The sequence below is a fragment of the Arthrobacter sp. CAN_A1 genome, assembly GCF_015751665.1.
In the GTDB taxonomy this organism is placed as follows: Bacteria; Actinomycetota; Actinomycetes; order Actinomycetales; family Micrococcaceae; genus Arthrobacter_D.
In genome coordinates, this window is the sequence record NZ_JADOUR010000004.1 from 202,097 (window position 1) to 226,747 (window position 24,651).

Here is a 24,651-nt window from a genome sequence, read left to right on the forward strand (position 1 = left end):
CCGGTCCTCCCCTGGACCGGCTAGGTCTTCTTGGTGACTGCGTCCGGCTCCTGCTCGGGCTCAAGGTCTTCGAGCCGCTCAACGTGCCGCAACGGCCCGAAAACGGCCACCAGCGGCGCTCCCACCGTCAGCACGACGCCAATCAGCACGGCGAAGCGGATACCCACCAGCTCCGCGAGGATCCCGCCGAGAATACTTGCCACCCCGAGCATCCCCCAGCTGACCATCCGGGAGGCCGCGCCTAGCCTGCCCATCATGGTCGGCGGGCAGACCCGCTGCCTGAAGGCCGATCCGACAACAATGTTCCAGGCGATACACACGCCCATCACGAACATGCCCAGGACACCCCAGAGCATCCCGTACCCCGGCGTCATGACCAGCAGGGACGCGTAGCCCAGCACTCCCGGAACCATCGCGTACCGCCAGACCGGTCCAGACCCGAACCGGTCTGTCGCGCGTTTGACGGTGATACCGCCCAGCGCTCCCCCGATCGACGCAGCGGCCATCAGGACGCCCAGCCAGATCTCGGACTCGTTCAGAGTGCGAAGGACCAGGAGCACCAGCAGCGACGCGACCATGCTGCCGCCCAGGTTCCACAGCGCAGCGTTGAACAGGATCGCGCGTAGCGGGCCGGTACTGAACGTGTAGCGCATCCCATCCTTCATCTCCCTGAAGATGCGCCGCTCCCCCTGGTGTGGCTCCGCTTCTTTGAGTTTCAGGGACGAAATAGCAAACAGCGAGGCCAACGACGTCGCGATCTGCACCAGCAGGGAATTCGAGGCACCAATCACCACGGTGAGCCACCCAGCGATGCCGCGGCCGGCCGCATCGGCCGACGCCGAGGACGCAGTCATCAGGCCGTTACCTTCGACCAGCTCATCCTTCGAGACGGCCTGCGGAATCAGGGCCTGGTCGGCCAGGGTGAAAAAGACCGCGGAGAGGCCCACCAGGAAGGAGACGACGAACAACTGGGCCACCGACATCATGCCCAGCCAGAACGCCACGGGGATCGTGGCAAGGACGATGATCCGGCCGACGAGGGACCAGATGATGACCGGTTTCCGGGGCCAGCGGTCCACCCAGACACCCACGGGCAAACCCAGCAGCAGCCACGGCAGGAAGGTCATTCCCGCGAGAGCTGCGACTGCGAAGTCGCTGGCCTGCAGTTCGACGACGGCAATGACGGGTAACGCGATGGCCGTGACGGCTGTTCCCAAGACTCCGACGGTGCCTGAAAGCCACAAGGCGCGGAAGTTTGGATTGCGTACCAACAGCGACTTCTGCGGCGCCACGGTGTCGGTCATTGAGACAGCGTAGCCGAGCCGACCCGGCAGAACGGCCAGATGCAGGATTCCGTTGAAAGTTCATTTTGGGGTCTTGACCGGCGGCTGTGCCGCCCTGATAATCTCAGGATTCGAGGGATGGGTTGACCGATACGCCGGGTTCTGTTTTTCCCTGCCGTCGCCGGCGGAGAAGTGGCGGCCATCCATCTACGAACGCCGTTACCGACGCCCTCCAGCGGCCTACCCGGACACTCAGGCGAGCAGCCTTCAAACGCGCCCTGTCTGGCCTTGCTCCGGGTGGGGTTTACCGAGCCGCGCCGGTCACCCGGCGCGCTGGTGGTCTCTTACACCACCTTTTCACCCTTACTGCGCCGCATATTTCTCAGCGACCCAGCGGTCTGTTTTCTGTGGCACTTTCCTGCGGGTTACCCCGAGTGGGCGTTACCCACCACCCTGCTCTGCGGAGCCCGGACGTTCCTCGGCGAACCGATGTCCGTGCACGAACACTTCGATCGGTTCAACGCGACCGCCTGGTCAACCCATCCGCGATCGATTCTACCGGGGTGATTGGGTAAAGTGGTGCGGTGCTAATTCTGCTGCCTCCGTCCGAAGGTAAATCGCCTGCCGTGAAAGGCCCGGCAGTCGATCTTGAGGCCCTCCAGTTCCCTGAACTCACTGCTGCCCGGCAGACGGTCATGACAGCCCTGGCGGTGACCAGCACCGCCCCGGATGCCCACAGCATTCTGGGCGTGGGTGATTCGCTCGGCGCTGAGTTGCTGCGGAACGCGACGCTCGGCGATCAACCAGCGGCGCCCGCCTTCAGGATCTATTCCGGGGTGCTGTATGACGCGCTGGGCTACTCAACACTGACCCCGGTGCAGCGTCGGAAGGCCCAGGAATCGGTGGTGGTGATCTCCGCGCTCTGGGGCGCGCTCGGCTTCGCCGATCCTATTCCTGCGTACCGCCTGTCCATGTCGGTGTCGCTACCCGGCACGGGGACGCTCTCCTCGTTCTGGAAGCAACGGTTGAGCGGACCGCTCGGTGTCAGGTCCGGTGACGCCCTGGTGGTCGACTGCCGCTCCAGCACCTACGCGTCTGCGTGGGCCGGGGCGCCGGAGCGGACAATCGCGGTGAATGTGCTGCAGGAACGCGACGGGAAGCGCACGGTGGTGTCGCATTCGGCGAAGCACACCCGGGGACTCCTGGCGCGGCACCTGCTCACCCGGCGGGGCAAACAGCCCGGCACTCCCGTTCAGCTCCTTGCAGCGGCGCGTGAGCGGTGGCCGGCCGAGCTCACTCCGGCGACGTCGCGGAAGCCTGCCCAGCTCAGCATCATTCTGCAGGGCTAGCCACTTATCCGGCTGCGGGAGGCCCGTCCCAGTCAGCAACGAGTTCAACTTCAAAACCGGCAGCGTTCTCCAGGTACGCCGCATAACTATCCGGGCCACCCGCGTGCGGATAGTCAGCGGCGAACATCTTGGTCCACCCGTGGCTGGTGGCGCGGCGCGCCAGCAAATCCACCTCTGCCGGAGCCCCGGCCTGGAAGGCCAGATGGTTCAGGCCGGGACGACGACGCTGGTGGGGTTCATCGGCGACATCCGGGCCGGACTCAATCACCACGAACAAGCCGTCGGCACCGGCGAAGCTGACGCCGTCTGCCCAGGAGTCCTTCTCCGTAAAGCCGAGTTGCAGCAACAGCCAGCCCAGGGACTCGGAGGCCTCCGCCAGGTCCCTGACCCACAGCTCCACATGGTGCAACCGGCCCGTCGGCTGTTTGACCCGTTCAGGACCGTCATCCGCTGCGTCGGCCGCGGCGTCAGACGCGCCGGCAGCCTGCCGCGGTGTGGTGCGGGGCACCCAGGGAATACCCGCCATGCCGGCATCCATTGCCTCGTTGGAGAGGCGGTCAGCGTCCTTGTTGAGTTCCCTGGGGATCCACTGATACTTCACCCGTTTGGGGTCCAGGACGGCGCGCGCCTTGGTGGCGAGAGCCCGCATGTCTGCATGCTTGATCTTCCAGCGGCCCTCCATCTGCTCCACCACCAGTTTGGAGTCCATCTTGACCAGGATGCGGCAGGTGGGATCCAGTTCGTTCGCGAGTTCCAGGCCGGCGACCAGGCCGGAATACTCGGCCACATTGTTGGAAGCCTTCCCAATGTAGGAGGCCTTTTCCACCAGGATGGACCCCGTCTCGGGGTCACGCACCAGCGCGCCGTAGCCTGCGTGGCCGGGGTTGCCCCTCGATCCACCGTCGGCCTCAACGATCAGGAAACGCGGACTTGAGGTTGTGGTGGGTGTTTCGTCGGTGTGGTCAAAAAGGGTTCGTTCAGCAGGCACCGGTTCAGTTGCCCCACTCGGCGGAACGCACCAGGATGGCACCCGAGTCAGGGCAGAACACGATGTCGTCGTCGGCCGCCTTGCGGAGGTCGGCGAGGTCGCCCGGGCTCAGCTGCATCCCCGATCCCTCGGACGTGCCGTGGAAAAGCCGGGCCGCACCAACACCGCGACGGGCCAGGGTCTTTTCGTAGAGAGCCAGCAGTCCGGCGTCGAACGTTGCGGCAAGGTCGCCGCGCTGCGCCCTGACCGAACTGGCCTCAGCATCGATGGTGGCGAGCTCGGCGTCGCGGGTGGCTTCGATAGCGGTGAGCCGTTCCTGCGCGTCCTCTTTGCGGTGCTGGGCGGCCTGCTTGGCCTCGCGGGCCGTTTCGACCCGTTCCATGATGTCGAGTTCAATGTCCTCAAGGTCGGAGCGCCGTTTGGTGAGTGACGCGACCTCGCTCTGCAGGGCGGTGAGATCCTTGGGGCTGCCGGTGCCACTGTCGAGTCGCTTCTGGTCCCGTTCCAGGCGGTTGACCACTGACTGAACATCGTCCTCGGAACGGGTCAGTTCACGCTCCAGGTCGCTGAGGACCGTGGCGGTGCCCACGAGTTCGCTGTCGGTGCCTTCGAGTTGGGAAGATAGCTCAGCGAGGGCGGGGTTGGCCCGCGCCGTGGCCGCCTGGCGTTGCAGCTGGTTCAACCGCGAGTCGAGGGCCTGTAGTTCCAACAGCCGGAGCTGTTCTGCCGGTGGTGCTTTTGCCACAGTATTTACCTCCGCGGTTGCCGATGAGCCGTCCATCTAGCCTATTGCACGGCGTCGGCTGCGGTCACCGTTGGCCGGACGTCCCCGAATCGCTGGCGCCCGAGGCCGCCGGGTTTAGTCCAGGCCGGCGGTGAGGACGAAATCCCAGGGGTCGGAGTTGACGCTGCTCACCCGAATGTCAGCGGTGAAACCCTGGTCCGCCAGCACATTCTCCAGGGCAGAGGCGGCGGGTGTCAGCCACAGCCATTCGCTGCCGAAGTGGGACACGTCAATCAGGTACGGCCTGCCGTTGTGCGCCCCTTCGCGTGCCTCCGACACCGGGTGATGGCGCAGGTCGGCCGTCACGTAGACATCCGCCCGGCTGTCCCGCACCTGGCCCAGGAGGCTGTCGCCGGCGCCGCCGCAGACGGCGACCCTGCGGACCAGCCCATCGCGGTCCCCGGCAACCCGCACGCCGCCCGCTACCGCGGGCAGGATCGAGAATACGACGGCGGCGAAATCGCCGAGGGTTGTCGCTTCGCCAAGGTTACCCACCCGCCCGATACCTTCCTCGGGCAGCCCGTCGGCGGCCTTCGACAGCGGTTCGACATCCTGTAGTCCAAACGCGTCGGCCAGGACGTCGGAGACACCGCCGACGGCGCTATCACCGTTCGTGTGCACGGTGGCGAGGGCACAGCCACCTTCGATCAGACGATGCACAGCGTCGCCCTTGAAGTGGCTCGCCGCCACCGAATGGACCGGTTTCATCATCAACGGGTGATGGACAATCACCAGGTCAGCTCCCCAGTCGAGTGCTTCGCTGATGACCTCGTGGGTGGGATCCACGGCAAACAGAATCTTCGCTGCACTGCTGTCCGGCCGGCCCACCACCAGCCCTACGGCGTCCCAGCTTTCGGCGAGAGCCTCCGGCCACAGCTCCTCGATGGCCACCATGGCGTCGCCCACCGTGGGCGTTGTCGGTCCGGCGCCGACCTGCCCAGTGGACCCGATCTGCCCGGCGGACTCGCTCTGCCCGGCGGGGTCAGCCTGCCGGTCAGCATGGGTCGGTTCGGCGGGGTGCTCAGTAGTCTGATGGTCCGGTTCCATAGCACCAGTTGTACCCCTTACGGCCGCCGTCGACCAATTCTTCCTCCCGACACCAGGCGACGGGATTCAAGGGATGGGAATCTTCTGGAGAGGCAACGCATTGTTATAGGCATGATGACATTCGTGCTCGGCGGAGGCTGCTTCTGGTGCCTCGATGCCCTCTACCAAAAAACCCGCGGCGTCACCGACGTCATCTCCGGCTATACCGGCGGACACACACCGGACCCCGACTACGAGGCGATCTGCACCGGCACCACCGGTCACGCCGAGGTGGTGGCCGTGACGTTCGACGAGTCGATCATCCCGCCGGAAGTGATCCTCGACATGTTCTTCGTCTCGCACGACCCGACCACGCTGAACCGTCAAGGGTACGACGTCGGGACCCAGTACCGGTCCTCGATGTTCTACCAGGACACCGAGCAGAAGGAACTGTTCGAGCGCGCGGTGGAGCGGAACCAGGAGAGCTGGTCCAAGCCGATCGTCACCGAGGTGACCCGGCTGCCCCGCTTCCATCCGGCCGAGGAATGGCACAACAATTTCTACGCCAAGCACCCCGAGCAGGGGTACTGCCAGGTGATCATCAACCCGAAGCTCGCCAAGGCGCGGAAGTATTACGCGCAATGGCTGGTCGAGTAACGTTCCCACCCGCGTGTCCACCCGCGCCGCTAGGCTGAATCCCAGCGTGTACCGGAGCACCCGGCGAGCAATCCCCGACTTCTAACCTAGGCAGGTACCAATGGCAAAGATTTACGACGACGTCACCCAGCTTGTGGGCCGCACCCCGCTGGTGCGGCTCAACCGCCTGACCGAGGGCCTCGACGCCCAGGTTGCCGTGAAACTGGAGTTCTATAACCCGGCGAACAGTGTCAAGGACCGGATCGGTGTCGCGATCATCGACGCCGCAGAGAAAGCGGGAGCGCTCAAGCCCGGCGGCACCATCGTGGAGGGCACCTCCGGCAACACGGGGATCTCTCTTGCCATGGTGGGCGCCGCACGCGGCTACCGCGTGCTCCTGACCATGCCGGAGACTATGTCCACTGAACGCCGCGTCATGCTGCGTGCCTACGGCGCCGAGATTGTGCTGACTCCAGGGTCCGAGGGGATGCGCGGCGCCGTGGAGAAGGCGAAGGACATTGTCGCCACCACCGAGAACGCCATCTGGGCGCAGCAGTTCGCCAATGAGGCGAACCCGGCCATTCACCGTGCCACCACCGCCGAAGAGGTCTGGGAGGACACCGATGGCGCCGTCGACATTTTTGTGGCAGGCGTGGGGACCGGTGGAACCATCACCGGCGTCGGGCAGGTCCTCAAGGAACGCAAGCCCGGCGTGCAGATCGTCGCCGTGGAACCAGCCGATTCACCGATCCTCAACGGCGGCGCGCCCGGTCCGCACAAGATCCAGGGTCTGGGCGCCAACTTCATCCCCGAGATCCTTGACCGGAACGCCTACGACGAGGTCATCGACGCCTCGGTTGAGGATTCGGTGCGCGTGGCCCGTGCACTCGGAACGCAGGAGGGGATCCTGGGTGGTATTTCCTCCGGCGCCATTGTCTGGGCGGCCCTGGAGCTCGCCAAACGGCCCGAGAACGCGGGTAAGCTCATTGTGGCGATAGTCTGCGACTTCGGAGAGCGATACATCTCGACTGTCCTGTTCGACGATATTCGGGGCTAACCCCCTCCCAACGGAAAGTGGTTTGTGAGTTTTCTAGCGCGACTGCACGAGGACCTTCAGACGGCGCGGGAGCATGATCCGGCCGCCCGTGGTTCCTTCGAGAATGGGCTGGTCTATTCCGGTCTGCACGCCATCTGGGTGCACCGGTTGACCCACCAGATGTGGGCACGGCCGGGCCTTCGGTTCCCGGCGCGGCTCCTGGCCCAGCTGGCGCGCGCCGCCACCGGGATTGAGATCCATCCCGGCGCAACCATCGGCCGGCGGTTCTTCATCGACCATGGCATGGGCGTGGTGATCGGCGGTACAGCGGAAATCGGCGACGACGTGATGCTCTATCAGGGCGTCACGCTGGGTGGACGCTCGCTGGAGAAGGTCAAACGGCATCCGACGATCGGCGACCGGGTCACCATCGGTGCCGGGGCGAAAGTGTTGGGTCCCATCACCATCGGTGCCGGGAGCGCGATCGGCGCGAACGCCGTCGTCGTGAAGGACACGCCACCGGATTCGATAGCGACGGGTATACCGGCGACCTTCCGGCACCGTGATTCAGCGCGGGAAACCCTGCCCGCCGTGGATCCGGCCGAGTACATCGATCCGGCGCTTTACATCTAGATTTTCCGGTTAAACGAGTGATGGCCCGGGCAATTCTGCCCGGGCCATCAGTCGTTTAACGGGACTAGTGGGTGTCCACTGCCTCGATCTCCGACTTGTCCTCGCCCCACAGGGTGTGGAAGGTGCCATCCCTGTCCACGCGGTGGTAGGTGTGAGCACCGAACAGGTCCCGCAAGCCCTGGGTGAGGGCTGCGGGCAGCCGGCGACGGCGCAGTCCGTCGTAGTAGGCCAACGACGCCGAGAACACCGGTACCGGGATCCCCAGCTGCACCGCTGTGGAGACAACCCGTCGCCAGGCTGGAACCGCGCCGGCGATCGACTCGGCGAAGGCCGGCGCGAGCAGCAGGTTGAGCGGGTGGCTGTCCGCTTCGGCGTAGGCCTTCATGATGTCGTCCAGCAGTTCGGCGCGGATGATGCAGCCGGCGCGCCACAGCGACGCGATCTCGTCGAGCTTGAGCTCCCAGCCGTACTCCCTGGCGGCTGCGGTGAGCATGTCGATGCCCTGGGCGTAGCTGACGAGCTTCGAGGCATACAGCGCCAGGCGCACGTCCTCGACGAAGGACTCGGGGAGATCGACGGTTCCCTCGTGGCCGGCGAGGATGTCCTGCGCCTCGGCGCGCTGGTCCCGCTGGGAAGACAGTCCGCGGGCGAATACCGATTCGGCGATGCCCGACGTCGGGCTGCCCAGCTCCAGCGCCGAGACAACAGTCCAGCGACCGGTCCCCTTCTGTCCGGCGGAGTCGACGACGACGTCGACAAAGGGCTTACCCGTGGCCGCGTCCGTGTGGGCGAGGACCTCGGCGGTGATTTCGATCAGGAAGGAGGACAGGGTGCCGGTGTTCCACTCGGTGAAGATCCTGGCTTGCTCGGCCGGCTCGATGCCGGCGCCGGACCGGAGCAGGTCATAGGCCTCACCGATGACCTGCATGTCGGCGTACTCGATGCCGTTGTGCACCATTTTGACGAAGTGGCCGGCGCCGTCGGTGCCGATCCAGCGGCAGCAGGGCTCGCCGTCGTACTTGGCGGAGATCTTCTCGAGCATGGGGCCGAGCGAATCGTAGGACTCGCGGGAGCCGCCGGGCATGATCGAGGGACCCAGCAGTGCTCCCTCTTCACCGCCGGACACGCCGACGCCCACAAAGTGCAGGTCTTTTTGTGCGAGGGCGGCCTCCCGGCGGCGGGTGTCCTCGTAGTGTGAGTTGCCGGCGTCGATAATGATGTCGCCTTTTTCCAGCAGCGGCTCGAGCTGGCTGATGACCGAGTCAACCGGCGCACCGGCCTTGACCATGATCAGCACCCGGCGCGGAGTCTCCAGGGAGTCGACCAGTTCCTGGAGGGTCTCCGTGCGGATGAAGTCGCCTTCGTGTCCATGCTTCTCCAGCAGGACGTCGGTCTTCTCCACTGAACGGTTGTGGAGCGCGACGGTGTACCCGTTGCGGGCGAGGTTTCGGGCCAGGTTTGCGCCCATGACCGCTAGGCCTGTGACACCGATCTGTGCACTCATGAAGTCTCCAATACTGGGGTTATGCCCCCAACCACGGGGGCCGATGCGCGGCCAGCCAGGCAGCTCCGCGCCACGAAGTAGTCCTTTCACCCTATTACCGCTGGTGGGCCACTGGCCAGACGGCGTCGGATCATGAAGGCGAGTCGCCGTCGTGAGCCTGCCGCTGCGGGACCTAAGAATCGATACATCGTTGCCGAATTGATAGATTAGGCGCAGATGGCTAACCATGAAGGACTTGTCAGTTCGCGACCAGCTGCCCGACAGTCGGCCCCGTTCCGGTCTGATATTCAAGGTTTGCGGGCCGTAGCGGTGGGTGCGGTGGTCCTCTATCACGCGGGGCTCGGTGCGGTCCCTGGCGGTTACGTCGGCGTGGACATTTTCTTTGTCATCTCCGGATTCCTGATCACCGGCCAGCTGATTTCGATGCTCAAGGCCGGCGGCCGGATTCCCTTTGGGGAGTTTTACGCCAAGCGGATCAGGCGGATCATCCCGGCGTCCTTCGCCGTACTGGCACTGACCACCGTGGCATCGCTGCTGTTCCTGGCGCCCTTCACCCGGCCGGGGGCGCTGCAGGATGCCATCGCCACCGCCCTGTACGTCCCCAATGTGCTGTTCGCCGTGCAGGGGTCCGATTACCTCGCGGAAACGGCCCCCTCACCCTTCCAGCACTACTGGTCGCTGGGGATCGAGGAGCAGTTCTACCTTTTTTGGCCGCTGCTCCTGCTGCTGGTTTTCCTGCTGGTCAGACGGTCCATCAAGCGCCTGTTCTGGGTGGTACTGGCCCTTGTCATCGTGTCCTTCATCCTCTGCGTCATCCTGACCAGCACCTCGCAGCCGGCGGCCTTCTTCCTCCTGCCCACCCGTGCGTGGGAGTTGGGCGTCGGAGCCTTGGCGGCCTTCGCTCTCCATGCCGGCATGGTCACCCTCAACGCCCGCTCCTCGGCCATTGGCACGTGGGCGGGCCTGGCGGGCATTGGGGTCAGCCTGGTGGCCCTGAACGCGACGACGGTGTTCCCCGGCTGGGCCGCATTGCTTCCGGTGCTGTCCACCGCCTTGGTGATCATCTGTGGCAGCACCCATCCGGGCGCTGGCGCCGGCCTGTTGCTGAGCCGGGCACCGATGCAGAAGGTGGGTGCCTGGTCCTATTCCATCTATCTGGTGCATTGGCCGTTGCTGATCATCCCGCAGGCAGCGGTCGGCTATGAGAACCCGCTGCCGCTGCCCGTCACGCTCGCGCTGGGGGTGCTGAGCGTCCCGCTCGCCGTCCTGTTGTACAGGCACGTCGAGAATCGCTTCCGTCATCCGTCCGCAGCGGCTCCCGTACGGGCCCGCAGGGTTATCCTCATTGCGGCGCTGACCTCGGTGGGTTTTGTCGGAGTTGCAACAGTCATCATGGCGCTTCAGGGAGAGGTCCCCCTGGCTACTGACAGGGATGCAACCTCACAACCACTGCTGGATGGGCCAGCCGGTTCCTCCTTTGTCCCCGCCAACCTTCGACCCTCATTGCGCGAGGCACCCGACAGCATCCCCGAAACTTATGCCACCGGGTGTCACGCGGACTTCCCGGATACAGATGTCCGGAAAGACTGTCTTTTCGGAGACGGAGACGCAAACCGAGACATGGTGCTCTTCGGCGACTCCCACGCGGCCCAATGGTTTCCAGCGGCAGAGGCCTATGCAGCCGGCAATTCTTACCGGCTGCACAACCTGACGAAGTCCAGCTGCCCGTCGGTTGACATCGGAATACTTCACGAGCAGGCTCCATACTCCGAATGCGAAGAGTGGCGGCAAAACGCGCTGGATTACATTAACGAGCTGGATCCAGAGCTGGTCCTCATATCCAACTACGCAGAAGTCGATCCGACAAACACAACTGATCCGCTATTGGCCCAGTGGGACGCCGGATTGTCATCAACATTGGCGTCCCTGCCTGCGTCGTCTCACACAGTGGTAATAGCGAACACACCCCGCCACGCGGCCTCACCGCTCGCCTGTCTGTCGCAAAACATCGAAAGCGTTGCCACCTGCGACATTCCGAAGGCTGAGAGCATCGACGAGGAGATTGTTGCCGCCGAGGAGCGGGCAGCCGCAGGGTACCCCAATGCGTCGTTTGTGGACCTCAACGGCTATTTGTGTACCGAGACCTGCCCGTCCATCATCGGAGACCTGCTGGTGTACCGGGATGAGCACCACATCACGACTGACTTCAGCCTGGCCCTGGCAGGTCCGCTGGGCGATGAACTGGACCAGCTCAAGTAATTAGGCGGCGTCCGGGCACAGGTGCTCTGACGCCAGGGCCTGGGTGATCCTGATACGTTCGACGGTTTCGTCGGTCAGGTTCTCCGCCGGATCGCGTGCGCCCAGCTCCTCCAGGTCGGACCCTGCGGCCAGCTCTTCGCAGACCCGCTCACCCGTGGCGATGAGTTGTTCATCCTTCGAGTACACCGAGTCCGGTGCGGCGTCGCGCAGCTCAGACAGGAATCGCTGCTGGGAGACTGCCTTGGATTCGGCGGTGCCCGGTCCCCCGTCGGCCGTCGAGCACCCCACCAATCCCACCATCAGGCACACCAGCGCAGCTCCTGCGGCACGGTGCGATACCTTGCTCTTGATTATTGGACTGCCCTGCCCCTCCGCCTGCCCTAAAACTGAAAAACCCCGCCTTATGAAGCACTATGGCTTGGAAAGGCGGGGTTTCGGTGGTGGGTCCTACCGGGATCGAACCGATGACATCCACGGTGTAAACGTGGCGCTCTACCAGCTGAGCTAAAGACCCAAACATGTGATCGGCAGTCCTGGGACCGGCCAACCAACGAAGAATTACTCTACTGGCATTCCAGATCGAATGCCAATCGGGGAGCGCCCTGCGCCTACCGGAGATCGGGCAGCGTTTCAGCCAGGAAGGTAAGGGCTTCCGAGACTCCCAGATCAACCAGCATGGTCGCCAGATCATCGCCGCGGGTCGACCCCCGGTTGATGATGACCACCGGTTTGCCGGCCTTCGCTGCATGCCGGACGAAACGCAGCCCGCTCATCACCGTAAGCGATGACCCAGCGACGAGCAGCGCATCCCCTGAGTCGACCACCTGGTAGGCCTCGGCGACCCGATCCTTGGGAACGTTCTCCCCGAAGTACACGAAGTCCGGCTTCAGCATCCCCCCGCAGGTGGGGCAGGGGGCCATCACGAAGTCTCCGGTGTCATCGACGTCGGCGTCGGCGTCGGGCGCCACATCCCCGGCATCGGACTCCCGTTCGAGGTACCCGGGGTTGAGCTGCTCCAGGAGCACAGCAATATCGGACCTGCCATAGTGCCGGTGGCACTGCAGGCATACCACACGGTCATAGGTCCCGTGCAGGTCGATCACGTCGAGGTGCCCGGCGGCCGAATGCAGCCGGTCAACGTTCTGTGTGATGAGGCCAGAGAGCAGCCCCCGGGCCTCGAGGACGGCCAGGGCCTGATGCCCAGGATTCGGATCGGCGTGGCGGAGATGGTGCCAGCCCACATGGTTCCGGGCCCAGTAGCGACGTCGCAGCGCCTCGTCTCCGACGAACTGCTGATAAGTCATCGGGCTGCGGGGGACGGATTGCGGGCCACGATAGTCGGGGATTCCGGAATCGGTGCTCAGGCCAGCACCGGTGAGGACCGCGAGACGGTGCCCGCTGAGGAGCGTGACTACCTCCCCGAGCTGCTGAAGCTCCTCCGCGGTGAGGGTTCCGCCTACGGCCGGATCACCACTGGCGAAACCGGTCAGCCCGAGGCCGGGTGATGCTTGAGAGTCTGCTGCGTGACTCATGATCCAGGGCGCTGGGCTGGTGCCCGGAGGGCAGCCAGCGCGACCCGGTAATCGTCCAGGTGGCGGGGTTCCCCTAGCGGGGTCCGGAAGATTGCCGCGATGATTCCCTCGGCGTCGATGAGGTAGGTGGCCCGTTCCGCGTAGCCGCGGGTGGTGTCGAAGGCGCCGTACCGGGCGGCGACGTCGCCATGCGGCCAGAAGTCGGCGAGCAGGTCGAAGGTGAACCCCTGGTCCTGGGCATAGGCGCGGAGAGTGTACTTGGAGTCGACCGATACGGCGAGGAGGCGCACGCCGTCGTCGTCGAACAGCGCCAGATTATCCCGCAGCTCGCAGAGCTCACCGGTGCACACCCCCGAAAAGGCGAAGGGGTAAAACACCAGGGCAACGGAGGAGCCGCGCAGGTCACTGAGGCGAACCGGCTCACCGAACTGGTTGGCCAGTTCGAAGTCCGGCGCTGGCTCGCCGATCGTCGGGAGCCCGGTCACGCTAGCTTTTCCGTCGGCTGACCAATCGGGTGGCAGCCCAGTCCTTGGACACACCGGCCGACGACGTCGCGTGCAGACCGGCGGTGGGAGCGGCTTCCTGAATGAGTGACGGAGCTACATAGCCGTCGCGTCCCGATTTGGGGGTCAGGACCCACACGGTGCCACCTTCGTCGAGGCAGATCAGGGCGTCGACCAGGGCATCGACCAGGTCGCCGTCGTCGCTGCGCCACCAGAGGAGTACACCGTCAACCACGTCCTGGTCATCTTCGGTGAGCAATTCCGACCCGGTTTCATCTTCGAGGGTGGCGCGGAAATCGAAGTCCACATCCTCGTCGTACCCGAGTTCCTGCAGCAGGTCCCCGTTCTTGAAACCCAACTTGCCCGCCACGGTATCCGCTGTGGCGGCTTCGGCCTCGCTCACTGTTGTCCTCCCGAAAGACTGTGGGCCACCCAGGAGGCGGGTCCACTCGTTACGTTGATATGCATTATTACCAGCCAACACCCTTTAACGCCATGCATCAAGCCAGCGTGGATTTAGATCGAATCCTGCGGGGTGCCTAGCTACACCTTATAGCTGCCGCAGCCCGGCCGATGCCGGGCCTCACACCTTCATGACGGAGGCTCTGACCTGTGCCGAGAGCAGAATGCGCACCGGTACGCAGTCTCGGCTACGCATCCCCGGCACGTCGCGGCTAGAGTAACAAGGTGATCCGTCACGATCCGGCGATCTTGGATTGTGGCTCCAGACAGGCTTCGAAGTACTGCTTCGTTGCGGGAGTTTTAAGCACCGCAGACATCATCTGCGGCGCGGGAGAGGTTTGGCGTGGCTGTAGAGCAGGGTGGACCGGAAATTCTAAGCAGTTTGACCGGCGGCACGGACGGTGATCCGGAGGAAACAGCAGAGTGGATTGAATCGCTTGACGAATTGATCCGGGTCCAGGGCACCGAACGGGCCCAGTTCATCATGCGCTCACTGCTGCAGCGCGCTGGTGCGCGCAGCGTCGGCGTACCGATGGTGACCACCACCGACTACGTGAACACCATCCCGGCGGACCAGGAACCCGATTTCCCCGGCGATGAGGAGATTGAGCGGAAGTTCCGCGCCTGGATGCGCTGGAACGCCGCTGTGATGGTGCACCGCGCCCAGCGCCCCGAGATTGGGGTCGGTGGCCACATTTCCACCTACGCGGGCGCCGCCACCCTGTATGAGGTCGGCTTCAACCACTTCTTCCGCGGCAAGGACCACCCCGGCGGTGGGGACCAGGTGTTCTTCCAGGGCCACGCCTCCCCCGGCATGTATGCCCGCGCCTATCTGGAGGGTCGCCTGACCGAGGAGGACCTCAACGGATTCCGCCAGGAGAAGTCAAAAGAGGGCCACGCCCTCTCCTCCTACCCCCACCCGCGCCTGATGCCGGAGTTCTGGGAATTCCCCACCGTCTCCATGGGCATCGGTCCCATGAACGCGATTTACCAGGCCCAGTCCAACCGGTACCTCCACAACCGTGGGATCAAGGACACCTCCGACCAGCAGGTGTGGGCCTTCCTTGGCGACGGCGAGATGGACGAGCCCGAATCACGCGGTCTGCTACAGCTCGCAGCCAACGAGCGCCTCGACAACCTGAACTTCGTCATCAACTGCAACCTGCAGCGCCTCGACGGACCGGTCCGCGGCAACGGGAAGATCATGCAGGAGCTGGAAGCCTTCTTCCGGGGCGCCGGCTGGAACGTCATCAAGGTGGTGTGGGGCCGCGAGTGGGACGAACTGTTGGAAAAGGACGAGGACGGGTCGCTGGTAGGGATCATGAACTCGACCCCCGACGGCGATTACCAGACCTACAAGGCCGAGTCCGGCGGATTCGTCCGCGAGCACTTCTTCGGAAAGACCCCCCAGACCAAGGAAATGGTCGCTGATTACAGCGACGACAAGGTCTGGAAGCTCAAGCGGGGTGGACACGACTACCGCAAGGTCTTCGCTGCCTACAAGGCAGCCACCGAATTCAAGGGCAAGCCAACCGTCATTCTGGCGAAGACCGTCAAGGGTTACGGCCTGGGGCCACACTTCGAGGGACGCAACGCGACCCACCAGATGAAGAAGCTCACCTCGGAGGATCTGAAGGCGTTCAGGGATCACCTTCGCATCCCTGTCACCGACGAGCAGATCGACGACGATCTCTACAACGCGCCGTATTACCACCCCGGCGCTGACGCCCCGGAGATCAAGTACCTGCTCGAACGCCGCAAGGCGCTTGGCGGGTTTGTCCCGGAGCGCCGCAAAGAGCACACCGCGATCACCCTTCCGGGCGACAAGGCCTACGAGGTAGCCAAGCGCGGCTCCGGAAAACAGCAGGCCGCCACCACCATGGCGTTCGTCAGGCTGTTGAAGGACCTGATGCGGGACAAGGAATTCGGAAAGCGGATTGTCCCGATCATCCCCGACGAGGCCCGCACCTTCGGCATGGACTCGTTCTTCCCGACGGCGAAGATCTACAACCCGAACGGTCAGAACTACCTGTCGGTGGACCGGGACCTGGTCCTGGCCTACAAGGAGTCCGTCGAGGGCCAGATCCTGCACGCAGGTATCAACGAAGCCGGATCGGTTGCCGCGTTCACCGCTGCGGGGACCGCCTACGCCACGCACGGCGAACCGTTGATCCCGGTCTACGTGTTCTATTCGATGTTCGGCTTCCAGCGCACCGGCGACTCCTACTGGGCGGCCGCCGACCAGATGACCCGCGGATTTATCATCGGTGCCACCGCGGGCCGGACCACGCTGACCGGTGAGGGACTCCAGCACGCGGACGGCCACTCGCCGCTCCTGGCCTCCACCAACCCGGCAGTGGTCACCTATGACCCGGCGTATGGCTACGAAATTGGCCACATCATGCGGGACGGGCTGAACCGGATGTACGGCGAGGGTTCGGAAGACCGGAATCTCATGTACTACATCACCGTCTACAACGAGCCCATCCTGCAGCCGAAGGAACCGGAAGAGCTCGACGTCGAGGGCATTCTCAAGGGCATTTATCTGGTGTCCCCGGCCAAGATCGACGGCCCACGAACCCAGTTGCTGGCCTCCGGCGTGTCGGTTCCCTGGGCTCTCGACGCCCAGCGGATCCTCGCCGAGGACTGGGGCGTATCGGCTGATGTCTGGTCGGTCACCTCATGGACCGAGCTGCGCCGCGACGGACTGGCAGCCGAGGAAGACGCCTTCCTCAACCCGTCCGCCGAGGCTCGGGTACCGTTCATCACCCAGCAGCTCGAAGGCGCTACCGGCCCCATCGTCGCTGTCACCGACTATATGAAGGCCGTCCCGGACCAGGTCCGCCAGTTCCTGCCCAACGAGTTCGCCACGCTGGGAGCTGACGGCTTCGGCTTCTCGGACACCAGGGCCGCGGCACGCCGGTTCTTCAAGATCGACAGCCACTCCGTGGTGGTGCGCGCGCTCGAGATGCTGGCACGCCGCGGCGAGGTCGACGCCGGAGCGCCGGCCGAGGCGATCGACAAGTACAAGCTGCTCGACGTGAACGCTGGCACCACCGGGAACACCGGCGGCGACAGCTAGAAGTTTGCCCGTAGAAACTGCCCTGGGGTTCAGGATGGATGGTTGCAACCGTCCATCCTGAGCGTCGGGGCAGTTTCTTTGTCGGGGCCCCTGGTTTTGTAGCCTCCACACAAAATGGGTTATGACACCGCTTCGGACGTATGCTCGTGAAATGCCTGTGTCCGAACGCCCGTTTCCACCCAGTTCCCGCAGGACCCAGATCCCGGTGGCCGATCCTGACACCCTGGTGCGGTTGAAGTCGAAGATCGGCGCCCTGTCCACGGCCACCCTGCAGCAACTCGACGCTTCCCTGCCCTGGTACCGGGGCCTGCGCCCCGATGAGCGGTCCGCGCTGGGGCTGGTGGCGCAGAAGGGCATCGCGTCCTTTGTGAATTGGTATCAGCGCCCGGTGTCACCCGCCTGGGTGCTCAGCGACGTCTTCGGTACGGCGCCCACCGAACTCACCCGTTCCATCAGCCTGCACAAAGCCCTGCAACTGATCCGGGTGGTGGTTCAGGTGGTGGAGGACCGGGTACCCGACCTCGCCGCGGACGCCGACCAGGGCGCACTGCGTGAGGCGGTGCTGCGCTATTCCCGGGAGGTGGCCTTTGCTGCCGCCGATGTGTACGCCCGGGCCGCCGAAACCCGCGGCTCGTGGGACACCCGCCTGGAGGCGCTGGTGGTCGACGCCATCCTCCGTGGGGAGAGTTCCGACGCCCTGCGCTCCAGGATCGCGGCGGTGGGCTGGAAGTCGCAGGCCCGGATCACCGTGATGGTGGGCAGTTCGCCGCCGGAACCCAATGCGATGTTCCTCAACGAGTTGCGCCGCACCACTGACCGGATCGCCGAAGACACGCTGGTGGGCATCCAGGGCGACCGCCTCATCCTGGTGCTCGGCGGGGTGGACAACACCGACGCCACCTATAGCCGGCTCAGTGACCTCTTCGGGCCGGGACCGGTGGTTTATGGACCCGAATCCGAGTCACTGGTGGCAGCGAGCGGATCCGCGCAGGCAGCGTTTGCCGGTCTCACCGCGGCCCGGGCGTGGCCTGCCGCGCCACGCCCGGTCGCGGCTGACGATCTGTGGCCTGAACGGGTCATTTCCGGCGACGACACGGCCCGGAAGGCGCTGATCCGGAACATCTACCGTCCGCTGGTCGGCGCATCGAACGGTCTGGAGGAAACCCTGTCCGCCTACCTCAATCTGGGGCACTCACTCGAAGCCACGTCCCGCGCGTTGTTCGTCCACGCCAACACTGTTCGGTACCGTCTCCGACGGGTCTGCGACATCACCGGCTGGGATCCCCTGCTCCCCCGCGAGGCGTTTGTGCTCCAGACAGCACTGGTGGTGGGGCGGTTGAGTCAGCCGCCCTCGACGGCGCCCGAGCGTCCTGTTACTCGTCCGTAACCCACCGGCTCGTTGTAGACTTCCTACAAAGCGTCCCCCGGAGCTTCGTGCGCCGGGATACCCAACAATCCACTCCCAGTTTGGAAAGCTTGATAAGTGCTTGCAATCGTCTGCCCCGGTCAGGGGTCCCAAACACCCGGTTTCCTGAGCCCCTGGTTGGAACTCCCGGGCGTCAGTGAACATCTCGAGTCCCTCAGCGCCCAGGCGGGTCTGGATCTGATCCAGCACGGCACCACGTCGGATGAGGAGACGATCAAGGACACCGCCGTCGCGCAGCCTCTCATCGTCGCCGCCGGGCTGGTGACCGCCCGTGTGCTCCTCGCCCAGCGTCCGATGAACGCTGCCACAGTTGTCGCCGGGCACTCGGTGGGAGAGCTGACGGCTTCGGCCATCGCTGGGGCCTTGTCCGAACAGGACGCTGTGTCCTTTGTCCGGGTGCGCGCCACCGCCATGGCTGAGGCCGGGGCGGTGGTCCCCACCGGGATGAGTGCAATCCTGGGTGGCGATCCCGACGACGTCGCTGCTGTCCTGTCACGGCACGGGCTGACGGCGGCGAATAGCAACGGTGGCGGTCAGGTGGTGGCGGCGGGCACCCTCGAGCAGCTGGCAGCACTCACCGCCGACCCGCCAGCCAAAGCCAGGGTCATTCCCCTGAAGGTAGCCGGCGCTTTCCACACCCACCACATGAGCCCCGCGGCCGCCGCGCTTCAGGAACTGCGACCCACCCTGACCCCACTGGATCCCGTCGCAACCCTACTGTCGAACTTCGACGGCTCACCAGTGGTGACCGGGGACGGCAACCTCGACAGCCTCATCGCCCAGGTTTCCCGGCCGGTGCGGTGGGATCTCTGCATGGCCCAGATGGAGCAGATGGGAGTCACCGGCGTCGTCGAACTGTCCCCGGCAGGAACTCTCACCGGTCTGATGAAGCGAGGAATGCGCGGCACACCAACTTTGGCCGTAAAATCGCCTGAGGATCTCGATGCTGCGGTGTCGTTCATCACCGAACACTCACGCACACCCGATCCAGTCAACTCCCCCATCGCAGAAGGGCACCAGTGAACGTCCCGGCTTTGAAGCAAGCTCCACTGCGCGAGCACACCCGCATCCACGGCATCGGCATCTTCCGTCCGGATGTCATTGTCACCAATGAGGATGTCTGTCAGTGGATCGACTCCTCCGATGAGTGGATCCGCCAGCGCACCGGCATTGTCACCCGGCATCGCGCCGATCGGGATACCAGCGTGATCGACATGGCGGAAGCCGCAGCGCGGGCCGCCCTGCAGCACGCGGGAATTGAGGCGTCGCAGCTCGGCGCGGTCCTGGTTTCCACTGTCACCCACCCCTATGCCACGCCGTCAGCTGCAGCGCAGCTCACCGACCGGCTCGGAGCCACGCCGGCGCCCGCCTACGACATTTCCGCTGCCTGCGCCGGTTACTGCTACGGCATCGCCCAGGCCGACGCGATGGTGCACGCCGGAACCGCGGAGTACGTCCTGGTGGTCGGCGTCGAAAAGCTTTCAGACTTCATCGACAACGCGGACCGCACCATCTCCTTCCTCCTCGGGGACGGCGCCGGGGCCGTGATCATCGGACCGGCCGACAGCCCCGGTATCGGCCCGTCGGTGTGGGGCTCGGATGGCAGCAAGCACCAGGCCATCAGGATGTCCCACTCACTGCTCGACATCCGCGACGCCGAGCTGGCTTCGGTCGCCGCGGTGGGCGGGTCCCTTGACGACGCGCCGAAGGCCACCTGGCCCACCATGCGCCAGGACGGCCAGACGGTCTTCCGCTGGGCGGTCTGGGAAATGGCCAAGGTTGCCCAACAGGCCCTTGACGCGGCGGGGATTACCGCCCACGATCTGGTGGCGTTTGTCCCCCACCAGGCCAACATCCGGATCATCGACGAGATGGTCAAACAGCTGAAGCTTCCCGAGCATGTTGAGGTGGCCCGCGATATCGTTGACGCTGGAAACACCTCCGCCGCTTCCATTCCGCTGGCCATGCACCGTCTGCTGCAGGAACACCCCACCCTCAGTGGGGGCCTGGCCTTGCAGATCGGTTTTGGTGCCGGGCTGGTGTTCGGCGCACAGGTGGTAGTACTTCCCTAGTTTCCCCAAGCCAAACCGTCAACCGCGGTTTGATTATCCATGTCGGATCTGTGATCCGGCTAGACAAGAAAAGGAGCCATCCATGGCTAGCAACGAAGAAATCCTGGCCGGACTGGCCGAAATCGTCAACGAGGAAACTGGTCTTGCACCAGAGTCGGTCGAAATGGACAAGTCCTTCACCGATGACCTGGACATCGACTCCATCTCGATGATGACCATTGTGGTCAACGCCGAGGAAAAGTTCGGCGTCCGGATCCCCGACGAAGAGGTCAAGAACCTGAAGACCGTCGGCGACGCCGTCAACTTCATCTCCGGCGCGCAGGCCTAATCACTTCCTGGCTTCGGGTCCACCAGCACCAGCCGGTGCTGGTGGACCGGGAGACGCCCACCAGCACGTTCCACAGCTACACCCCCACGTTTTAGAGAGTGAACCATGGCACGCAAAGTAGTCATCACCGGACTCGGCGCGACGACGCCCATTGGCGGAGACGTTCCCACCATGTGGAAGAACGCCTTGAAAGGTGTCTCCGGTGCCCGAACCATCGAAGCCGACTGGGTTCAGGAGTACGAGCTGCCCGTAACCTTCGCCGCGCAGATCACCGTCCCTGCCCTCGATGTCCTCTCACGCGTCGAAGCCAAGCGGATGGACCCCTCCACCCAGTTCGCGGTCATTGCAGCCCGCGAAGCGTGGCGGGATTCAGGCCTCGAAGAAATCGATCATGACCGTTTTGCTGTCGCGTTTGCTACCGGTATCGGCGGCGTCTGGACGCTGCTGGATGCGTGGGACACGCTCCGCGCCAAGGGCCCCCGACGGGTGCTGCCCATGACGGTACCGATGCTGATGCCCAACGGTCCGGCCGCAGCGGTCAGCCTCGATCTGGGCGCCCGCGCCGGAGCCCACACCCCCGTGTCGGCCTGTGCGTCAGGCACCGAAGCGCTGCACCAGGGACTGGAGCTGATCCGCTCCGGCAAGGCCGACGTCGTGATGTGTGGCGGCGCCGAAGCAGCCATCCACCCCATGCCGATCGCCGCATTCGCCTCGATGCACGCGCTGTCCCGGCGCAACGATGATCCCGAGCACGCATCCCGGCCCTACGACACCGGGCGAGACGGTTTCGTCATGGGTGAGGGTGCTGGAGCACTCCTGATCGAGGCGGAAGAGCACGCCTTGGCCCGCGGCGCCCGGATTTACGGTGAGCTGGCTGGCACCTCCGTCACCGCTGACGCTTATCACATCACCGCCCCTGATCCCGGCGGGCTGGGCGCCACCCGCGCCCTGAAAGCGGCCATGTTCGACGCCCGCGTTCAGCCATCCGACATTTCCCATGTCAATGCGCACGCGACGTCCACCCCGGTGGGCGACAAGCCCGAGTACGTCGCTCTGAAGACGGCGCTCGGCTCGCATATCGACAACGTCGCAGTATCGGCGACCAAGTCACAGACCGGCCACCTGCTGGGAGCGTCTGGTGCCGTGGAGGCTGTCATGACGGTCCTCGCTGTGTACGACCGCAAAATGCCCGTGACCATCAACCTGGAGAACCAGGATCCAGAAATCCCGCTGGATATCGTGACAACGGAGCGCACGCTGCCCCAGGGTGACCTGGTTGCGCTCAGCAATTCGTTTGGCTTCGGTGGACACAACGCCGTGATCGTGGTGAAGAGCGTCTAGCCGTACCCGTTCGACCGCTGACGACGGAAGGCGCCACCCCTCGCGGGTGGCGCCTTCTGTTTGTCTGGATGATGTGGTGTTTGACCGATCTGGAGCTAGCCGACCTGGTGAAGCCACCTGACCGGTGCGCCTTCGGCAGCGTGCCGGAAGGGTTCAAGCTCTTCGTCCCAGGACTCGCCGAGGGCGAGAGACAGCTCATGGTAAACAGCGGCGGGGTCGCCGGCACCGGTTTCGTAGGCATAGCGAATGCGGTCCTCGGTGACCATGATGTTGCCGTGCACGTCGGTAGTGGCATGGAAGATGCCCAGATCGGGGGTGTGCGACCAGCGGCCGCCGTCGGCGCCAGCGCTCTGCTCTTCGGTAACTTCGTAGCGCAGGTGCGCCCAACCCCGGAGTGCAGAGGCAAGCTGGGATCCGGAACCCTGGGGGCCGACCCATGACAATTCGGCCCTGAACATACCCGGTGAGGCAGGCTGAGGGGACCACTCAAGATCGGTTCGCTGATCAATCACCGAACCGATCGCCCACTCGATATGTGGGCATAGCGCAGAAGGAGTTGAGTGAATATACAACACTCCGCGCGCCGTGATACCAGACATTCCATCCTCCATAGCTGTAGGTACGTCTTCCCCAACGACCTGCAACGGGAATGAAATCTTCTGGATGTGTCTGCCGACACGGCAGACTAGGGTTCATTCTGCCTTACATCGCCTCATTGCGCCACTGTCACTACGCGGCTGCTACTCGCAACGGGACCAAGCCTACTGATCAGGCTCGTGGGTGGGCCTGTTCATAGCTTTTGCGGAGCCGGTCGACGGAGACATGGGTGTAGATCTGGGTGGTGGCAAGGCTGGAATGTCCGAGGATCTCCTGCACTGCTCTCAGATCGGCGCCGCCGTCCAGGAGGTGGGTGGCAGTACTGTGGCGGAGCGCGTGCGGGCCGGTGGCGGAAGTGCCTTCAACGCCGGCGAGAAGTTTCTCTACCATTGACCGGACCTGTCGCTGGTCCATCCGTCCGCCGCGCAGCCCCAGATACAACGCGGAGCCGCTGGCCGCCGCGGCGACCCTGGGGCGACCGCGGCGGAGCCAGTCATCCAGGGCATGGGCAGCCGGCACACCATAGGGAACTGTGCGCTCCTTGTTGCCCTTGCCGAGCACACGGAGAGTGCGGCGGTCCATGTCGAGGTGGTCGACGTCGAGGCCCACCAACTCCCCCACCCTGATGCCCGTGGCGTACAGCACCTCGATGATCGCAGTGTCCCGGAGCGCTACCGGATCCCCCTCGACCGCGGCCACCTGTAATGCTCCAAAGACCCCTTCGAGCTGTTTCGCAGAGAGCACCCCGGGCAGCGTCTTCTCCCGTTTGGGGGCGCGGAGGCGCAGCGCCGGATTAGTCTCGATGAGTTCCTCGCGAACGGCCCAGGCCAGAAAACTTCTGACAGTCGCAGCACGTCGCGCAATGGTTGATCGCGCCTGGCCCTGCGCATCCATCGACCCCAGCCAGGACCGGAGGTCGGCCAGGGTCAGCTCATCCAGGCGGGTCATCCCCGCATCATGGGCAAACCGGAGCAGCCCGCCAATATCAGTGAGGTAGGCGCGGATCGTGTGCACCGACCGGTTGCGTTCGGCGCCCAGGTAGGTCTGGTACCGCTCCACGAGGGGTTCGAACGGTTCGGGCAGTTGCTGCATTCTCCTACTGTGGGCCCTCCGGTGTGCATCCTCAAGGAGGCGCTCCGCACGACGGTCCATCAGGCGGCTGGGCGGGCAGCCCAGGCCCGGCATGGCGGTCAGGCGGCTGGGCGGGCAGCATCACCCGCCTCCAGGTCGAGCAGGAAGCGTTTGATGTCTGATCCCGCCGAGTACCCGGTCACACCGCCAGTGGACCTGATCACGCGGTGCCCCGGAATGATGATCGACAACGGGTTTACCCGGATAGCAGCACCAATGGCCCTACCCATCGACGGGTTTCCCAGTTGCGCGGCCAGTTCCTTGTAGCTGCGTGTTTCCCCGTAGGGGACGCCCAGAACAGCTCCCCAGACCTGCTGCTGGAAGTCGGTCCCGGTGGCGTGGACCGGCAGGCTAAAGGCCCGTCGCGTGCCCGCAAAGTAGGCCCGAAACTGCTCAGTTGCGCGCTCGAAGGTCGCCGCGTCGGCCTTCAGCCCTGCGGCGGTGATTGAAGTGTCCGCAGGATTCTTACCCCCAGATGGCAGGACCGGTGGTCCCACTGGTGTACCTGCAGCACTTTGCGCGACCGAGAGCGTGGCGAAGGGAACTCCGACGGCCGCTGGTACCGGCGGCGGGTCGTGGACCTCGTGGTAGACCGCCGTCAGGGCACCCCGTTCCACGACCAGCAGCAGCCTGCCGATCGGACTGGCAATGAACCTATGGGTTTTCATGGGTGGTTCCT

General features: G+C 64.6%; 23 protein-coding genes, 1 tRNA gene and 1 other RNA gene. 11 read left to right on the forward strand and 14 right to left on the reverse strand.

The annotated features are described in order from the left end of the window. Positions 1-20: 20 nt before the first annotated feature. Both IWX62_RS06815 and rnpB read right to left on the reverse strand, forming a co-directional pair. Positions 21-1,304 carry an MFS transporter gene (locus IWX62_RS06815; RefSeq protein ID WP_196840614.1) on the reverse strand — a complete coding sequence of 428 codons (1,284 nt, stop codon included), beginning with the start codon at positions 1,302-1,304 and terminating at the stop codon, positions 21-23. 114 nt (positions 1,305-1,418) lie between these two features. Further along, positions 1,419-1,825, reverse strand: an RNA gene (rnpB, locus tag IWX62_RS06820) — RNase P RNA component class A. 42 nt (positions 1,826-1,867) lie between these two features. Here rnpB and IWX62_RS06825 point away from each other — a divergent pair. Continuing rightward, the gene (locus IWX62_RS06825) at positions 1,868-2,632 is read left to right on the forward strand and encodes a YaaA family protein (protein ID WP_196840615.1); all 765 of its coding nucleotides are present in this window, start codon (positions 1,868-1,870) and stop codon (positions 2,630-2,632) included. Positions 2,633-2,636: 4 nt separating this feature from the next. Here IWX62_RS06825 and IWX62_RS06830 read toward each other — a convergent pair whose 3' ends face one another. The 3 genes from IWX62_RS06830 to IWX62_RS06840 form a co-directional block, all read right to left on the reverse strand. Continuing rightward, positions 2,637-3,620: a reverse transcriptase-like protein gene (locus IWX62_RS06830; protein WP_196840616.1), complete on the reverse strand. Its 984-nt coding sequence runs from the start codon at positions 3,618-3,620 to the stop codon at positions 2,637-2,639. 4 nt (positions 3,621-3,624) lie between these two features. Further along, positions 3,625-4,365, reverse strand: coding sequence for a zinc ribbon domain-containing protein (locus tag IWX62_RS06835; protein ID WP_196840617.1), 741 nt, complete (start codon positions 4,363-4,365; stop codon positions 3,625-3,627). Between the two features lie 114 nt (positions 4,366-4,479). Beyond that, positions 4,480-5,451: a Nif3-like dinuclear metal center hexameric protein gene (locus IWX62_RS06840; RefSeq protein ID WP_196840618.1), complete on the reverse strand. Its 972-nt coding sequence runs from the start codon at positions 5,449-5,451 to the stop codon at positions 4,480-4,482. Positions 5,452-5,562: 111 nt separating this feature from the next. Between IWX62_RS06840 and msrA the strand changes: the two genes are divergently transcribed. The 3 genes from msrA (at position 5,563) to epsC (ending at position 7,735) form a co-directional block, all read left to right on the forward strand. Further along, positions 5,563-6,087, forward strand: coding sequence for a peptide-methionine (S)-S-oxide reductase MsrA (gene msrA, locus IWX62_RS06845; protein WP_196840619.1), 525 nt, complete (start codon positions 5,563-5,565; stop codon positions 6,085-6,087). Between the two features lie 100 nt (positions 6,088-6,187). After that, entirely contained in the window at positions 6,188-7,123 is a 936-nt protein-coding gene (gene cysK / locus IWX62_RS06850; protein ID WP_196840620.1) for a cysteine synthase A, read from the forward strand. 24 nt (positions 7,124-7,147) lie between these two features. Beyond that, on the forward strand, positions 7,148-7,735 hold the full coding sequence (gene epsC, locus IWX62_RS06855) for a serine O-acetyltransferase EpsC (RefSeq protein WP_196840621.1): 588 nt from the start codon (positions 7,148-7,150) through the stop codon (positions 7,733-7,735). 64 nt (positions 7,736-7,799) lie between these two features. Here epsC and gndA read toward each other — a convergent pair whose 3' ends face one another. Next, a complete protein-coding gene (gndA, locus tag IWX62_RS06860; protein WP_196840622.1) occupies positions 7,800-9,239 on the reverse strand; it encodes an NADP-dependent phosphogluconate dehydrogenase in 1,440 nt (479 codons plus the stop codon). 216 nt (positions 9,240-9,455) lie between these two features. Between gndA and IWX62_RS06865 the strand changes: the two genes are divergently transcribed. Further along, entirely contained in the window at positions 9,456-11,498 is a 2,043-nt protein-coding gene (locus IWX62_RS06865) for an acyltransferase family protein (RefSeq protein WP_196840623.1), read from the forward strand. Here the strand turns inward: IWX62_RS06865 and IWX62_RS06870 are convergent, their stop codons facing one another. The 5 genes from IWX62_RS06870 to IWX62_RS06890 form a co-directional block, all read right to left on the reverse strand. Next, entirely contained in the window at positions 11,499-11,798 is a 300-nt protein-coding gene (locus tag IWX62_RS06870; protein WP_196840624.1) for a DUF732 domain-containing protein, read from the reverse strand. 138 nt (positions 11,799-11,936) lie between these two features. Continuing rightward, positions 11,937-12,012: transfer RNA gene (locus IWX62_RS06875), tRNA-Val, on the reverse strand. A 94-nt stretch (positions 12,013-12,106) separates the two neighbouring features. After that, positions 12,107-13,030, reverse strand: coding sequence for an NAD-dependent protein deacetylase (locus IWX62_RS06880; RefSeq protein ID WP_196840625.1), 924 nt, complete (start codon positions 13,028-13,030; stop codon positions 12,107-12,109). After that, positions 13,027-13,515, reverse strand: coding sequence for a peroxiredoxin (locus IWX62_RS06885; RefSeq protein WP_196840626.1), 489 nt, complete (start codon positions 13,513-13,515; stop codon positions 13,027-13,029). Before IWX62_RS06885 ends, IWX62_RS06880 begins: the two co-directional genes overlap by 4 nt. Position 13,516: 1 nt before the next feature. Continuing rightward, complete coding sequence (locus tag IWX62_RS06890) at positions 13,517-13,936, reverse strand: DUF3052 domain-containing protein (RefSeq protein ID WP_196840627.1); 420 nt, start codon at positions 13,934-13,936, stop codon at positions 13,517-13,519. A 402-nt stretch (positions 13,937-14,338) separates the two neighbouring features. Between IWX62_RS06890 and aceE the strand changes: the two genes are divergently transcribed. The 6 genes from aceE to fabF all read left to right on the forward strand — a co-directional run bounded on the left by aceE (position 14,339) and on the right by fabF (position 22,244). Continuing rightward, the gene (gene aceE, locus IWX62_RS06895; RefSeq protein WP_196840628.1) at positions 14,339-17,077 is read left to right on the forward strand and encodes a pyruvate dehydrogenase (acetyl-transferring), homodimeric type; all 2,739 of its coding nucleotides are present in this window, start codon (positions 14,339-14,341) and stop codon (positions 17,075-17,077) included. 151 nt (positions 17,078-17,228) lie between these two features. Beyond that, a complete protein-coding gene (locus IWX62_RS06900; RefSeq protein WP_196840629.1) occupies positions 17,229-18,464 on the forward strand; it encodes a PucR family transcriptional regulator in 1,236 nt (411 codons plus the stop codon). Between the two features lie 96 nt (positions 18,465-18,560). Continuing rightward, positions 18,561-19,526 (forward strand): ACP S-malonyltransferase, encoded by a 966-nt coding sequence (locus tag IWX62_RS06905; protein WP_196840630.1) that lies wholly within the window; start codon positions 18,561-18,563, stop codon positions 19,524-19,526. Beyond that, positions 19,523-20,575, forward strand: coding sequence for a beta-ketoacyl-ACP synthase III (locus IWX62_RS06910; protein ID WP_196840631.1), 1,053 nt, complete (start codon positions 19,523-19,525; stop codon positions 20,573-20,575). Before IWX62_RS06905 ends, IWX62_RS06910 begins: the two co-directional genes overlap by 4 nt. A gap of 82 nt (positions 20,576-20,657) precedes the next feature. Next, positions 20,658-20,903 (forward strand): acyl carrier protein, encoded by a 246-nt coding sequence (locus IWX62_RS06915; RefSeq protein ID WP_019482900.1) that lies wholly within the window; start codon positions 20,658-20,660, stop codon positions 20,901-20,903. A gap of 105 nt (positions 20,904-21,008) precedes the next feature. Next, positions 21,009-22,244 (forward strand): beta-ketoacyl-ACP synthase II, encoded by a 1,236-nt coding sequence (gene fabF, locus IWX62_RS06920; RefSeq protein WP_196840632.1) that lies wholly within the window; start codon positions 21,009-21,011, stop codon positions 22,242-22,244. Between the two features lie 95 nt (positions 22,245-22,339). Here the strand turns inward: fabF and IWX62_RS06925 are convergent, their stop codons facing one another. The 3 genes from IWX62_RS06925 to IWX62_RS06935 all read right to left on the reverse strand — a co-directional run bounded on the left by IWX62_RS06925 (position 22,340) and on the right by IWX62_RS06935 (position 24,640). Continuing rightward, positions 22,340-22,843, reverse strand: a complete 504-nt coding sequence (locus IWX62_RS06925; protein WP_196840633.1) for a DUF3145 domain-containing protein — start codon at positions 22,841-22,843, stop codon at positions 22,340-22,342. A gap of 169 nt (positions 22,844-23,012) precedes the next feature. Further along, positions 23,013-23,933 carry a tyrosine recombinase XerC gene (locus tag IWX62_RS06930; protein WP_196840634.1) on the reverse strand — a complete coding sequence of 307 codons (921 nt, stop codon included), beginning with the start codon at positions 23,931-23,933 and terminating at the stop codon, positions 23,013-23,015. Positions 23,934-24,031: 98 nt separating this feature from the next. Continuing rightward, entirely contained in the window at positions 24,032-24,640 is a 609-nt protein-coding gene (locus IWX62_RS06935) for a methylated-DNA--[protein]-cysteine S-methyltransferase (RefSeq protein WP_196840635.1), read from the reverse strand. Positions 24,641-24,651: the final 11 nt, after the last annotated feature.

Excerpts from the sequence above, each read along its gene's own strand:
- IWX62_RS06815 (WP_196840614.1), bottom strand. The coding sequence starts at position 1,304 with ATGACCGACACCGTGGCGCCGCAGAAGTCGCTGTTGGTACGCAATCCA.
- IWX62_RS06840 (WP_196840618.1), bottom strand. The coding sequence starts at position 5,451 with ATGGAACCGGACCATCAGACTACTGAGCACCCCGCCGAACCGACCCAT.
- msrA (WP_196840619.1), top strand. The coding sequence starts at position 5,563 with ATGATGACATTCGTGCTCGGCGGAGGCTGCTTCTGGTGCCTCGATGCC.
- cysK (WP_196840620.1), top strand. The coding sequence starts at position 6,188 with ATGGCAAAGATTTACGACGACGTCACCCAGCTTGTGGGCCGCACCCCG.
- gndA (WP_196840622.1), bottom strand. The coding sequence starts at position 9,239 with ATGAGTGCACAGATCGGTGTCACAGGCCTAGCGGTCATGGGCGCAAAC.
- IWX62_RS06865 (WP_196840623.1), top strand. The coding sequence starts at position 9,456 with ATGGCTAACCATGAAGGACTTGTCAGTTCGCGACCAGCTGCCCGACAG.
- IWX62_RS06870 (WP_196840624.1), bottom strand. The coding sequence starts at position 11,798 with ATGGTGGGATTGGTGGGGTGCTCGACGGCCGACGGGGGACCGGGCACC.
- IWX62_RS06880 (WP_196840625.1), bottom strand. The coding sequence starts at position 13,030 with ATGAGTCACGCAGCAGACTCTCAAGCATCACCCGGCCTCGGGCTGACC.
- IWX62_RS06900 (WP_196840629.1), top strand. The coding sequence starts at position 17,229 with ATGCCTGTGTCCGAACGCCCGTTTCCACCCAGTTCCCGCAGGACCCAG.
- IWX62_RS06915 (WP_019482900.1), top strand. The coding sequence starts at position 20,658 with ATGGCTAGCAACGAAGAAATCCTGGCCGGACTGGCCGAAATCGTCAAC.
- fabF (WP_196840632.1), top strand. The coding sequence starts at position 21,009 with ATGGCACGCAAAGTAGTCATCACCGGACTCGGCGCGACGACGCCCATT.
- IWX62_RS06925 (WP_196840633.1), bottom strand. The coding sequence starts at position 22,843 with ATGTCTGGTATCACGGCGCGCGGAGTGTTGTATATTCACTCAACTCCT.
- IWX62_RS06930 (WP_196840634.1), bottom strand. The coding sequence starts at position 23,933 with ATGCAGCAACTGCCCGAACCGTTCGAACCCCTCGTGGAGCGGTACCAG.
- IWX62_RS06935 (WP_196840635.1), bottom strand. The coding sequence starts at position 24,640 with ATGAAAACCCATAGGTTCATTGCCAGTCCGATCGGCAGGCTGCTGCTG.